The 13,473-nt window shown below is 62.5% G+C and carries 11 protein-coding genes; 10 read left to right on the forward strand and 1 reads right to left on the reverse strand.

What is annotated here, in order from left to right:
- Positions 1-596 precede the first annotated feature (596 nt).
- The 10 genes from RBH22_RS05020 (at position 597) to RBH22_RS05065 (ending at position 11,636) form a co-directional block, all read left to right on the forward strand.
- Positions 597-1,157 carry a TATA-box-binding protein gene (locus RBH22_RS05020; RefSeq protein WP_089769931.1) on the forward strand — a complete coding sequence of 187 codons (561 nt, stop codon included), beginning with the start codon at positions 597-599 and terminating at the stop codon, positions 1,155-1,157.
- Between the two features lie 97 nt (positions 1,158-1,254).
- A complete protein-coding gene (locus RBH22_RS05025) occupies positions 1,255-2,031 on the forward strand; it encodes a hypothetical protein (protein WP_306676741.1) in 777 nt (258 codons plus the stop codon).
- Between the two features lie 80 nt (positions 2,032-2,111).
- A complete protein-coding gene (locus RBH22_RS05030) occupies positions 2,112-3,263 on the forward strand; it encodes an AAA family ATPase (RefSeq protein ID WP_306676742.1) in 1,152 nt (383 codons plus the stop codon).
- On the forward strand, positions 3,260-4,834 hold the full coding sequence (locus tag RBH22_RS05035; RefSeq protein ID WP_306676743.1) for an FGGY family carbohydrate kinase: 1,575 nt from the start codon (positions 3,260-3,262) through the stop codon (positions 4,832-4,834). The genes RBH22_RS05030 and RBH22_RS05035 overlap by 4 nt, the downstream gene beginning before the upstream one ends.
- A 313-nt stretch (positions 4,835-5,147) precedes the next feature.
- Entirely contained in the window at positions 5,148-6,365 is a 1,218-nt protein-coding gene (locus tag RBH22_RS05040) for an extracellular solute-binding protein (protein ID WP_306676744.1), read from the forward strand.
- 3 nt (positions 6,366-6,368) lie between these two features.
- The gene (locus RBH22_RS05045; protein ID WP_256289742.1) at positions 6,369-7,292 is read left to right on the forward strand and encodes an ABC transporter permease subunit; all 924 of its coding nucleotides are present in this window, start codon (positions 6,369-6,371) and stop codon (positions 7,290-7,292) included.
- A complete protein-coding gene (locus RBH22_RS05050) occupies positions 7,289-8,122 on the forward strand; it encodes an ABC transporter permease subunit (protein WP_306676745.1) in 834 nt (277 codons plus the stop codon). Before RBH22_RS05045 ends, RBH22_RS05050 begins: the two co-directional genes overlap by 4 nt.
- 3 nt (positions 8,123-8,125) lie before the next feature.
- Positions 8,126-9,163, forward strand: a complete 1,038-nt coding sequence (locus RBH22_RS05055) for an ABC transporter ATP-binding protein (RefSeq protein ID WP_121570584.1) — start codon at positions 8,126-8,128, stop codon at positions 9,161-9,163.
- A gap of 171 nt (positions 9,164-9,334) precedes the next feature.
- On the forward strand, positions 9,335-10,678 hold the full coding sequence (locus RBH22_RS05060; RefSeq protein ID WP_306676746.1) for a hypothetical protein: 1,344 nt from the start codon (positions 9,335-9,337) through the stop codon (positions 10,676-10,678).
- 169 nt (positions 10,679-10,847) lie between these two features.
- A complete protein-coding gene (locus RBH22_RS05065; protein WP_306676747.1) occupies positions 10,848-11,636 on the forward strand; it encodes an HAD-IIA family hydrolase in 789 nt (262 codons plus the stop codon).
- Between the two features lie 54 nt (positions 11,637-11,690).
- Here RBH22_RS05065 and RBH22_RS05070 read toward each other — a convergent pair whose 3' ends face one another.
- On the reverse strand, positions 11,691-12,896 hold the full coding sequence (locus tag RBH22_RS05070) for an orc1/cdc6 family replication initiation protein (RefSeq protein WP_121570587.1): 1,206 nt from the start codon (positions 12,894-12,896) through the stop codon (positions 11,691-11,693).
- Positions 12,897-13,473: the final 577 nt, after the last annotated feature.

The raw sequence follows: 13,473 nt of genomic DNA on the forward strand, positions 1-13,473 counted from the left end.
TCCCATAGTGGGAGAGGGGTGTGGCGGGATTTCCCTCTCGGAGAGAGGGAGATCACCATATATCATTGCGTGGTCCGTTCGTGGTTCAGTGGACACCAGACAGGTGTCACCGAACCATCAAGGCTAACATCAGATCCCATCTGTACGGCGGACCGCAGGGGTGGAATCCTCATTCCGTGTCCGACTCAAGCGAAACGTCGGATGGGTATAAACCCATTGAATCCGTTTCGCCCCGCGGCGTCGATCGCCACGGACGTCGGAATGCGAGCGCGGACGGAGTTCAACCGCCCGCAGTCGCGTAGTGTTCTTCGCATTACTGTCTGATGCGTGGGTTGTACTTAACCCCGTTGATTCCGAACGATTTTCGAAAAATGGTGTTAGATATGTGTGTTCGTCTAACAACGTTCTGATAGAGTACCAGTAGAGTGGACGTTCGACCACTTGGTGTTTTGACGGGATCGACGACTGGTCACGCGCGAGCGCACGTGAAACAAGTAATTGGCAACGACCGACTCCCGGATAGCCGGAGACGAGCGAACCGACCCTCTTTATAACGGGGGCCTTTATAAGGGAGGGCAGAGATAATCCGACAGAGTATGAGTGCGCCGGCAGATTCCATCGAGATTCAGAACGTTGTCGCATCGACCGGTATCGGCCAAGAGCTCGATCTCGAAGCTCTCGCCGAGGACCTCCCCGGAGCCGACTTCAACCCGGACAACTTCCCCGGGCTCGTCTACCGAACGCAGGAGCCGAAGGCAGCGGCCCTAATCTTCCGTTCGGGGAAGATCGTCTGTACGGGCGCAAAGAGCATCGACGACGTCCACGAGGCGCTCGGAATTATCTTCGAGAAGCTCCGTGGCCTCAGCATCCCGGTCGACGAGGACCCCGAGATCACCGTCCAGAACATCGTCTCCAGCGCCGACCTCGGTCACAACCTGAACCTAAACGCGCTCGCGATCGGTCTGGGCCTCGAAGACGTCGAGTACGAGCCCGAGCAGTTCCCCGGTCTCGTCTACCGGATGGACGAACCCGAAGTCGTCATCCTGCTCTTCGGGTCCGGAAAAATCGTCATCACCGGCGGGAAGCGGACCGACGACGCGAAGACCGCCGTCGAAGAGATCGTCAAGCGCATCGACGATCTGGGCCTGCTCGGATAACAGGCCCGAACCGGAACGCAACGCGGCGGCCGCCGACGAGTGGGAGCCGACGAGGAGCGACAGCGTAATGACAACCGCAGTATAACGTTTTGATCGAATGACCGCGCGCGAGGATGTCGCGTTTTTGACCGGATCCGAGATCCGGATAGCCGTGCTACGAGCGCTTCGTTCGGGCGAGCACCGCCCGAGCGAACTGGCTGCGGAATGCTCGTGTGCCCGCGAGACCGCCCAGCGTGCGGTCACGGCGTTCGTCGAACGCGGGTGGGCCGAGAAGGTATCCACGAGCGACGGATATCGTCTCACGCGTGCGGGGGTACTCGTCGCGAGAAGTTACGACGAGTTCGAGGAGTGTATGGACGTCGCCAACCGCTTCGAGCATCTCCTCTCGAATCTGCGTGGGACCGCCGAGGAGATAGAGTGTGAGACGCTATCGGGGACGACGTACGCCCAGTCGACAGCGGAGAATCCGCACGCACCTATCGACCGGTTTCTCGCCATCGTGGGAGACGAACCCGTAGAGCAGTTCCGTGGGGTTACACCGATCGTGAGCCGCGTTTTCAACGAGGCTGCTGGCAGCGTCATCGGACCGGAGACCCAGGTGGAACTAATCGTCGATAAGGACGTGCTGCAGACCTCCGCTACGGAGTATCCGGAGTCGCTCGAGCGGGCGAAAGGCCTGGACGGATTCACGCTGTACGTGTCACAGGAGCCGCTGGAGTTCGGACTCCTCCTCGTCGACGGACACGCCTATCTGGGTGCCTACGACGAGCACGGAAACCTCGTTGCGAGTGCGGACAGTGCAGAAGCCGGGTTCGTCGAGTGGGTGACTGAGGCGTTCGCACGCGTTCGAGCGAACGCGACAGAGTGGGACTAAATCCGGAGAAACCGCCCTGCAACCGGGAAAAAGTGTTTTACCCACACTCCCGTGTATACTGCATAGCGTCAGGGAGTCCTATGGATCTCACAGAACGCATCGAACGCCGCCGAAACCGGAGCAGCAACAACGAGCTTATCGTCGATCGCGACTCGCTGAACCCCGCGATGCATCTCTCCGAGCCGGTCGGCCGAGAAACCCTCTTCGAGGCCTTACTGGACGCGATCGACCCACTTTTCGATCACGCCGTGCCGCCGAACACCTACGTCTGGGGACCACAGGGCTCCGGAAAGTCGGCCATCGTGACCGCGCTCGTATCGGTGCTCGATACGGAGATGGGTGCCCACGACTCGTTCTACACTGCCACCCGGAGCGGAAGCGACCGCGACGACGTCCGTGTCGTCTATCTCGACGCACGGCGGGCCGCGAGCCGCTTTCGACTCTATCGGGAGCTGCTCGACAGTCTCCTCGTAGAGTCGGTCCCGAGACGCGGGGTGAGCACCGATGCGCTGCGCGAGCGGATCGAGACTGTCACGGCCGCGAGCGAAACCGTACTGGTCGCCGTCGATCACCTCGGAGAACAGACGACAGTCGATCTGGCGGACCTCTATACGTTCTTCGAGCCGTTCGAAGACCTCGCGTGGATCGGTGTCGGGCGGACGCCGCCCGAGAAACTGTCGCTCCCGATGCCGGAACAGCAGATCCACGTGCCCGCGTACACGTACGAACTCGTCGACATCCTGACGGTCCGCGGGTCGCGAGGGCTCTCACAGACACTCGATCACGTCCACGCACAGCGACTTGCAGACTGGGCCGACGGCGACGCTCACAACGCGCTCGCGGCCCTGTTCCTCGCCGCGAGCAACGCGGAAACCGACGGGGCAACGCGGCTCCGCGACGAGGACATCGACGCCGGGAGAGCGGCCGTACCGAGAGACGGCGTCCCGATCGGGCAAGTGCTGGCACTCTCGGACAACGAACGACTGGTTCTCGACCAGCTACTGGAACTCTCACTCGACGGCGAGGCGCGGATCGAGACCGCGGCCGAGCAGATCGCCGAGCGGACCGACCTAACTCACGGGACGGTCAAACGACTACTGTACGAACTCGCGCAGTTCGGCGTTCTGGAACGGCGGGAAGTCTCCGTCGGCGCCCAGGTGGCCGGGCGACGACCGAGCGGCGTCGCGCTGAACTTCGCCCCCCGACTGCTTACCGCACTGCAAGGCGGATGAGCACGACCTACATCGGCGCGCTGGATCAGGGGACGAGCGGAACCAGATTCGTCGTCTTCGACGAACGCGGCGATCCGACCTCGGAGGCGTTCACCAGTCATCGTCCGACGACACGCGAGGGCGACCGCGTCGAGTACGACCCCCTCAAACTGTGGGGCTGTGCGACCGACGCGATCCGGCGCGGACTGGTGCAGGCCGATGTCGACTCGGCGAGTGCGCTGCGTGCGCTCGGCGTGTCGAGTCAGCGCCAGACGGTGCTGCTGTGGGAGGCGGAGTCCGGAACGCCGGTCACGAACGCGATCAGTTGGCGCGACCGGCGGACGACCGAGCAGATCACGGAACTGACTGACGAGGAGCGACGGTTGATCCGCGAGCGAACCGGGCTCGAACCGGACCCGTACTTCGCCGCGCCCAACGCTAAATGGCTCCTCGATCACGGTCGCGGTCGGTGCGGCGACAAAGGCGACCACCACGAAGAGGGCAGCAGCCGTCTGCACCGCGGCAGCGACGACCAGAGCGGCCTCCGTGAACGGGCGGAAGCCGGCGAGGTGCTTCTCGGCACCGTCGACTCGTGGCTCCTCTACAATCTCACGGGCACGCACGCGACGGACGTCACCAACGCGGCCCAGACGATGCTGTTCGACATCCACGAGTTGCAGTGGGACGACGACCTCTTGGACCTGTTCGACGTGCCGCGAGCGGCGTTGCCTGCGGTACACGCTTCCAGCGACCCGTCGGGGTTCGGCACGACCGATCCGAACGGGATCCTCAACGCTGCCGTTCCTGTGACGGGCGTGATGGGCGACCAGCAAGCGGCGCTCCTCGGACGAGTCGCGTGCGGCGAGGGCGACGCCAAAGTCACCTACGGAACGGGGAATTTCTTCCTGCAGAACACCGGGAGCGATCCGGTCGCGGCCGACGGCGACCTTCTGACGACGGTCTGGTTCCAGCGGGCGGGTGCGGAACCACGCTACGGGCTCGAAGGGCCGGTCTTCGCCACGGGCGCGGTGTTGGAGTGGCTCCGGACGATCGGGCTGCTCGAAGACGCGGGCGGACTCGCAGAACTCGATAGCACGGAGTCGCCGGGTGATCTGCAGCTCGTTCCGGGCTTCGGCGGTCTCGGTGCACCCCACTGGGTGCCGGACCTCCGGGCGGGAGTGTTCGGGCTACGCAGAGAAACCGACCCCGACGACGTACTGCGAGCGGCCGTGGAGGCGATCGCGTTCGGGACGCGGGCAGTCCTCGAAGCGGCCGAAGCCGCGACTGGAATCGAACAGCGTCCCCTCCTCGTCGACGGCGGCGCAATCCAGGACGACGAGTTCGCGCAGTGGCAGGCGGATCTCCTCGATCGGCGACTGGTTCGATCGAACGTGACGCAGACGACGGCGTTGGGCGCGGGATTCGCGGCGGGTCTCGCGACAGGCGTGTGGGATTCGCTCGACGACCTCGCGCCCTGTCAACCGACCGGGCGGGCGTTCACGCCGTCCGGGGACGCGAGTGCAGCCGAGACGGCGTACCAGAACTGGGGCGACGTCGTCGACGCCGTCGTCAGGTGCCACGGCACACGGTGATATTTATCTTCGATAGGCTAGCCACAAATAACCTATTTAGAAATGGCTATTTCACGCGATAGAGAGTCCAAGGCGGTTTCAGATGCATACACTGGAACAGCAGTGGACGGAGCACGGCAACGCGAGCAATCCTCAAGACAGCCGACTGCCGCAAAATATCGTCCGGTAACATTGTGTACTGAACGAATAAATGACCGTCTCAGCGATTAATAGCGCTATTTTCGGAGATGCCGAGTAACATACACCTATGTATTATATTTATTCACCAAAGATTTATTGCAATTTCTCGTCAATACCTTTATTGCTGGTAGCTATGTTCTCAATGAAAGACTCCGCGACGCGACGCAAGATCCTCGCATCGGGCGGTGCAGTCCTCGGCGGGAGTCTCGCTGGGTGCCTCAGTGGCGGCGACAGTGGAAGCGGTACTGGGGACGGCGACACCGGCGGGACGACGGGTACGGGAGGCGACGGCACCTCTGGGGGGAGCGGGAGTTGCTCGGGTGAGACCTACGAGGTCGGCTACGGCGACTCCCAGACGACCGTCTGTTCGGACGCTTTCCCGACCGACGAGAAACTGTACGTGTACGCGGTTCAGTCGGGGTGGATGAACTGGCCGGAGGTAATGCAGGCGTTCAACGAGCAGTACGGCGTCCAGCTCAACGACGACGACCGGTCGTCGGGTGAGGCGCTACAGGACGCCCGCTCGCACGCGCAGAACCCCACGCACTCGGCGTTCAACGGCGGGTACACCTACGCAATCCAGGCGATGCAGGACGGATTGACTCAGGCGTACAAGCCGGCGAACTGGGACAAAGTCCCCGACAGCGCGAAGACCGACAACGGCCACTGTACGGGGACGCGGAAGGTGACGACGGCGCTCACCTACCGGAAGGACCTCTTCGAGGAGCGCGGACTCGACGAACCGCAGACCTGGGAGGACCTGAAGCACCCAGACATTATGCAGGACCTCGCGCTGCAGACGCCGCAGGCGGCCGTCGGGCTCGCAGCGGCCCTCTCGATCAACAACGCCTACGGCGGGTCCCTCGACGACGTCCAACCGGTGATCGACTACTACAACGAGATCCAGGAAGGGGGTGCGGAGTTCACCGACAACTTCCTGGCGCAGTTCACGAGCGGCGAGTACGGCTCGTTCATCCGCTACGACTACTCGGGGCTGGATCTGAAGTACAACGTCGAGGACATCGCCGAGGAGAACGTCGGCGTCGCGCTCCTCGAAGGGCCGAACGGGGAGGCCGGCGCGTTCAACGCGCTGTACGGCTACGCGATGCTGGCGAACGCACCGAATCCAGAGGCGGTGAAGAAATTCATGGACTACGTGCTCTCGCTGGAAGGCCAGCGGAAGTTCCTCAAGGCGTACGCGCGGCCGATCCGGGCCTCGGAGATGGATATGCCCGACGAATTCCCGCCGCAGAGCCGATACGACAAGACACAGTTCACTGTCGATCAGTCGGCGCTGGTCGAAAACCAGGAGACGATCATCCAGGACATCACGCGCGGAGCCAGCCTGTAAGCGATGGCGGCCGATCAAGTATCGATGGGCACGCGGGCGACGGGTGCGGTCCGGACCGCCGTCGGATCGGTAGTGTCCCCGACGTCCGAGCGACAGCGGGAGATACGGCGCATCGTCGCCCTCTGTCTGCCGTTCTCTGTGCTCTTGGTGTTCTCCGGCGTCTTCCCGCTGACGGAGATGTTTCGAATCAGTTTCTCCGAAAGTCGGCTCGTGACCGAGGGCTTCACCCTCGAGTACTATCGGACGATGGTGAACGATCCGTACTATCGGAACATCGCCTTCAACACGCTGTGGTTCGCGGCCGCGACGACGGTCGCGTCGATCAGCATCGCCGTCCCCGTGGCGCACGCGCTCGAAAAGTACGCGCTCCCCGCGAAGTCGGTGATCCTGACGATCCTGTCGTTCCCGAACAGCCTCCCCGGGATCGTCGCGGCGTTTATGATCATCATCCTGTTCGGAAACACGGGCGTGTTCACCAACCTCCTCGCGTTCCTGTCGGGGCAATCGCGGATCGACGTTGCCATCTCGACAGGCGTGCTGGGGCTGTTCTTCGCGTACCTCTACTCGATGATCCCGCGCGCGCTCCTGTTGCTCCGTGGAACCTACTCGGAGATTAACACGGACGCCGAGGAGGCGGCCCGCGTGTTGGGAGCGACGCCCCTCCAGACGTTCCGCTACGTGACGCTCCCGCAGATCAAACCGGGTTTGATCGGCGCGTTCATCCTCGTGTTCCGGACCGGACTCGCCATCTTCGGAACCGTCCTGATCCTGAAGGGGCTGCTCGTCTGGACGCTCCAGATCGACCGTGAACTCGCCCAGGGCTTCAACATCGCGCAGGCCTCGGCGATGGCGACGATCTGGTTCGTCTTTGTGTTCGGGTTCACGGTGTTCGCACTTCGGTACACCAGTGCGGAGGTGAGCATATGACCGAACGATTCCAACGGGGCAGCCTCTCTGCCCGCTTCGGCCGGCCAGTCGTCAAACTCGTGTTGGTGCTGACGCTCGTCTTCCTCGCGTTCCCGGTCGTGATGACGTTCGTCAGTTCGTTCGCCTCCGATTGGTTCGGCGTCTTCCCCAGCGGCTTCGTCACGATACAGAACTGGGAAGACGTCATCGTCGGTACCGGCGTCGGTGCCGACGTCGCAGTCGGGTCCTCGCTGGCGTACAGTACCGGGCTCGCTCTCGGTGGAGTCGTCATCAACCTCATCGTCGGCGTGCCGATCGCGTACGCGGTCGCACGCTACGACTTCTGGGGGCGAGACTGGGTCAACGTCTTCGCGATTCTCCCGCTGGCGCCCGGGATCATCCTGGGTGTGGCCTTCCTCCGGACGTACCCGGACCTCTCGACGTCCGGCATCGCCCTGATTATCGGCTACTCGCTACTGAAAGCGCCGTATATGGTGATGGCGGTGCAGTCGAGTTTTCAGTCGATGGATCTCCAACAGATCGAAGAGAGCGCCCGCTCGCTCGGTGCGTCGTGGCCGCGCACGTTCCTCACGGTGATCGTCCCGAACGCCCGGACGGGCATCATCGCCGGCTCGATCATCTCCTGGACGCTCGCGGCCGCGGAGTTCAACTTCTCGTACATCGTCTACTCTCGCGGGACGCCGCCGCTCGCGATCTTCCTGTTCAACAACATCACGAACGCCTCGTTCCTGAACGCGGCCGCGGCCGTCTCGGTGTTCTTCCTGCTCATCGCACTGGTCACGATCTCGCTGCAGATCGTCGGTAACAGAGGGACGATTCGGAGGGTCTAACGAATGGCAAAAGTCTCACTCGAAAACGTCACGAAACGCTTCGATTCGACAGTCGCCGTAGACGACGTCTCGATCGACATCGCCGACGGCGAAGTGATGGGAATCGTCGGCCCGTCCGGCTGTGGCAAGACGACGGCGCTCCGGCTCGTCGCCGGCTTCGAGACCGCCACCGACGGGACGATCCGCTACGACGACGAGGACGTCACGCCCGTCCCGCCGGAGAATCGAAACGTCGGCCTGGTCTTTCAGTCCTACGCGCTGTTCAACAATATGAGCGTGCTCGGGAACGTCACGTTCGGGCCGAAGATGCACGGCGTCGGCAAAGCTGAACGCCGAGAGCGCGCGCGTGAACTACTCGAACTCCTCGACATCGAGGAGTTAGCCGACCGCGACCCCCAGACACTCTCGGGCGGCCAGCAGCAACGCGTCGGCCTCGCCCGCGCGCTCGCGATCGAGCCCCGGATTCTGCTGCTCGACGAGCCGATGACGGGGCTCGACGCGAAGCTGAAACAGACCCTACGGCAAGAGCTCGGCCAGTTGCTCGACGATCTCGGCGTGACGACGTTGTACGTCACGCACGATCAAGAGCAGGCGATGTCGATGTGCGATCGGATCGCCGTGATGAACGACGGCCACCTCGAACAGATCGGCACGCCGGCCGAGATCTACGAGGAGCCGGCAAACGAGTTCGTCGCGGGCTTCATCGGCACCGCGAATCTGCTCGATGCGACGGTCACGGACGGGCGGATCTCGTTCGGATTCGGCGACGTCGACGCGCCCGACGGACTCCGGTCGAGCGGCGACGTGACGGTTCTCGTTCGCCCGGACGACATCCGCGTCGGCGACGGTGAAGGCGACGCCGCCGTCGAAGTGACGAACCTGTTCTATCAGGGCGAGCACATCCAGGCGACGGGGACGCTTGCTGACGGCCAAGAACTGACACTCCAACTGGATCGGTCGCTGACGAACGTCGAGACGGGCGACACCCTGTCGGTCGGCTTCGATCCGGAGACGCTCCACGTCATCCGCTCGACCAAGTGACTGGGGAGGAACGACCAGATGGCTGTGGAAGAGCGGCCAGATGGATGTAGAAGAGCGGCCAGATGGCTGTGGGGGGACGCCGAGTGCCATCTAGCGCCACTTATTTACTGTCACTACCCAGATTGGAGGTAATTTTTAAGATGACGACCCGAGAAGATGTTTGTTGGGCAAATGACTGATCCAAGCCTCGAAGACGCGCTGGACGCGGCAGGTAGTCCGATGGACTTGCTCCGTGAAAACCGGGGACGACACCCCTATCCGGTTCCCAGCGAGCACACGAACTGGATCGAGGAGGAACGGAGCTGGCGAGAGACGTGCAGCCTGTCGGACCTCTCTCACCACCAGAAAGACCTCTACGTCGAGGGGCCCGACGCGCTGGCCGTCTTCGTCGACCTCGGAGCCAACGACTTCGAGGGGTTCGAGCCCGGTCAGGCCAAACAGTTCGTCGCCTGCAACACCGACGGCTACCTGATCGGCGACGCGATCCTGTTTTACCTCGACGACGAGCGGTTGAAACTCACCGGCACACCGATCGCGCCGAACTGGGTCGAGTACAACCTCGAAACGGGCGATTACGACGCGGTCGCGACAGCGGACGAGCGGTATCACGACAAGGACGAACCGCACAGAACCTTCCGGTATCAGCTACAGGGGCCGAACGCACTCGACGTGATGAGAGCCGCAGTCGAGGGGTCGCTCCCGGAGATTCCGTTCTTCAATTTCGACGAGGTGACGATCGCAGGCGTCGACGTGCGCGCGTTGAAACACTCGATGGCGTCGGACGTCGGCTTCGAGATCTGGGGGCCGTGGGAGGCGAGCGAGACCGTTCGAAAGACGATCCTCGACGCCGGCGAGGACCACGGCCTCCGCCAACTCGGCGAGAAGAGCTACAAGGCGCAGGGCTCTGAGAAAGGCTGGATCGCCCGTCCGCTCCCCGCGATCTTCGGCGACGAGATGGCGGAGTATCGGGAGTGGCTGGACGGGGACAGCTACGAGGCGAGCAGCACGCTCGGCGGGAGTTTCGCCGCCGACGACGTATCCGAGTACTACCTGAATCCGATCGAACTCGGATACGAACGATTCGTCGATTTCGCCCGCGACTTCCCCGGCAGAGACGCGCTCGCGGAAATGGCAGAGGCGTCGCAGCGCCAGAAAGTAACGCTCGTCTGGGACGACGACGACGTCATCGACCTGTTTGCGTCGTTACTGCGAGACGGAGAGACGTACAAGTACTTCGACCTCTCGATGCCCTACTGGGCGGTCTTCCACTACGACGAGGTCCTGAGAGGCGGTGAGACCGTCGGTCTCTCGAAGTACTTCGGCTACACCTACAACGAGCGTGCCGTCCTGTCGCTGGCACTCGTCGACGAGGAGTACAGCGAACCTGGAACCGAGGTGACGCTGGTGTGGGGCGAACCGGGCGGTGAATCGCCGAACCCCAAAGTCGAATCGCACACGCAGACGGAGATCAGCGCCACGGTGGCGCCGAACCCGTACGTCGAGGCCGAGCGCTAGCGCAGCCAAAGATTATTGTAATTTGGTCATCAATTTCTTTATTGATGCATATCATACTTCCAGTAACCAAACAGCTCCGTCGGTCAGCGTCGGATAGGTGGGCCGTACAGGCCTCGGAGGCGCCCGACGACCGGAGGGCGCTCGCCGGGCACACAGTCCCGGACGGCCAATGAGCATCGCCGAGCACGAGGCCGCGATCTTGGACCTGGATGGGACAGTCTATCTGGGCGACAAACTCATCCCGGGTGCCGGCGAGACCGTGCAGTTGCTGCGCGAGGAGGTCGGAGAGGTGCTGTTCCTCACGAACAAGGCCATCGCGCGCCGCGGCGACTACAGCGAAAAGTTGCGACGACTCGGCATCGACGTCGAGCGCAGCGACGTCGTCAACTCCGGGTGGGTAACCGCCCAGTACGTCAGCGAGCGCTTCCCTTCTGCGGCGGCGTTCGTCGTCGGCGAAGCCCCGCTTCTCGAGGAGTTCCGGGAGGCGGGCGTCACGACAGTGACAGAGACACCGGGCGACATCGTCGTGGCATCGATGGACCGCCACTTCGACTACGACACGCTCGAGACCGCGCTCCGAACGCTCGAAGACGGTGCGCCGTTCCTGGCGACGAATCCGGACCGGACCTGTCCGACTGAGAAGGGTGCGATCCCGGACGCCGCGGGGATGATCGGCGCCATCGAAGGCGTGACGGGACAGACCGTCGACGAGGTGCTCGGGAAGCCGTCCGCGACGATGGTCGAGACGGCGCTCGGGGAGGTCGGCGTCGATCCCGGCGACTGCCTGATGGTCGGCGACCGAATCGAGACGGACATCCGGATGGGCGACCGTGCCGGGATGACCACCGTCCTCGTGCTTACGGGCGTGACCGACCGTGAGATGATCGCCGACGTGAACGTCGATCCCGATTACGTCCTCGACTCCATCGCCGATGTCGAAGGTCTCCTCGTGGAGTGACGGTCCGTCGCCGGAGTCGACGATGTCGACAGTGTACTCAGAATCAAAGTCCGGTCAGACGTCGTCGCTCTCGGTCAGGACGTCTTTGACCACTTGAGGATCCTCCAGAAGCTGGTGCTTCGTGTAGCTCCCCTCGGCGCTCCCACCGCTGTGTTTGGACTGCTCGATGATGTCGAGGAAGGCGTGTTCTTTCAGCAGATCGCGGACGCGACGTAGCGAGAGCGTATCCGAGCCCTGGCCGTCGCAGATGTTCTCGTAGACCTCGTAGACGCGACTCGTTCGGAATCCCTCCTGTCGCTCGCTCGACAGCGAGAGGATCGCGAGGGCCTGCAACACGTACCGGGAGTGCGGCGTCGACCCGCGGATGAGTTCGCGGAAGCGATCGGTCTCCGCACGCTCGCGAGCCTGCGTCACGAACTCCTCGCGGACGATCTGTGCGCCCTTCGATTGAGCGATCTCACCGGCGTACCGAAGAATGTCGATCGCCTTGCGGGCGTCACCGTGTTCTCTGGCTGCGAGCGCTGCCGCGCGCGGGATCGTCGAGGGGTCGAGGACGTCGTCGCGGAAGGCGTCCGACCGCGCCTGCATAATGTTTCGGAGTTGGTTGGCGTCGTACGGCGGGAAGACGAACTCGCGTTCACAGAGGCTGGATTTGACGCGTTCGTCCATCCGGTCTTTGTATTGGATCTTGTTGCTGATGCCGATCACGCCGAGTTTGCACTGGTCGATCTTGCCGGCCTCCCCCGCCCGCGAGAGTTGCATCAGAATGTCGTCGTCGGAGAGTTTGTCGATCTCGTCGAGCAGAATCAAGACGACATCGTACTGTGCATCGAGGATTCGCCACAGCCGCTTGTAGTACGTCGACGTGCTGAGTCCCTTGTCCGGGACTTTGATTCCGGTAACTTCGGATTCGTTGACGCCATCCGCGATGGTTTGGACCGCTTGCGTCTCGGTCGTGTCCTGTGCGCAGTCGACGTAGGCGAACGTCGCTTTCACGTCTTCCTCGCCGGCGGTTTCCACCAACCGCTGTGAGACGTACTTCGCACAGAGCGACTTACCCGTACCCGTCTTGCCGTAGATGAGAACGTTGCTCGGACTCTGACCGAAGATCGCCGGATTGACCGCCGCCGCCAGATCAGAGATTTCGTCGTCGCGACCGACGATCCGTCCCTCCCCCGGAAGGTGGTTGATCTCCAAGAGCTCTTTGTTGGAGAAGATGGGGTCCTCTCGGGTGAAGAGGTCGTCGCTGGTGTTCGGCATACTACAGGACACCGGGTTTCCGGTGAAATGCGTTGTTATTTCCCCCGGTTCGACGGTGATACTGTCGGACACGTTCTCGGGAAGCATCGCGACATCCGGGGTACTGGGCATCTTCGTACGGTTATGCCAGACGGATGACGGCCACGTTGTTCCGACAGGGCACGGCGACTGATTCGACAGACTACCGGACGACACACACACCACGTTTCCGGTGAACGGGGGAAATACCGGGGGGAGGTCCAGTTGAAACAGAGGATGAGTTTCACCGGAAACACGGTGTGTGGCGAGGCGTTAGAATCTGGCCGACAACGGTACTTCCCAAGCGAGGACGCAGATACGCACTGAGACAGGCCAATACGTGGGATCGTCGGCTATCGGTATTCTACGGCGAACAAGTTTGGTCGTATCGCTGTGGGGTTCTCAGAGCGTCCGTCCGATACCTGCTCGAAAAAGCGGCGCGGTGTCTCGGGTCCGTTTCCGATCGAATTACTTCGATGAAGCTAGTTTATAACTTTTCGATTGGGGTCAATGGACGGTGACGAGTATCTAGTATATATTTGTTGCTTTATAGAGGACA

Source organism: Halobellus sp. H-GB7, from assembly GCF_030848585.1.
Taxonomy (GTDB): domain Archaea; phylum Halobacteriota; class Halobacteria; order Halobacteriales; family Haloferacaceae; genus Haloquadratum; species Haloquadratum inordinatus.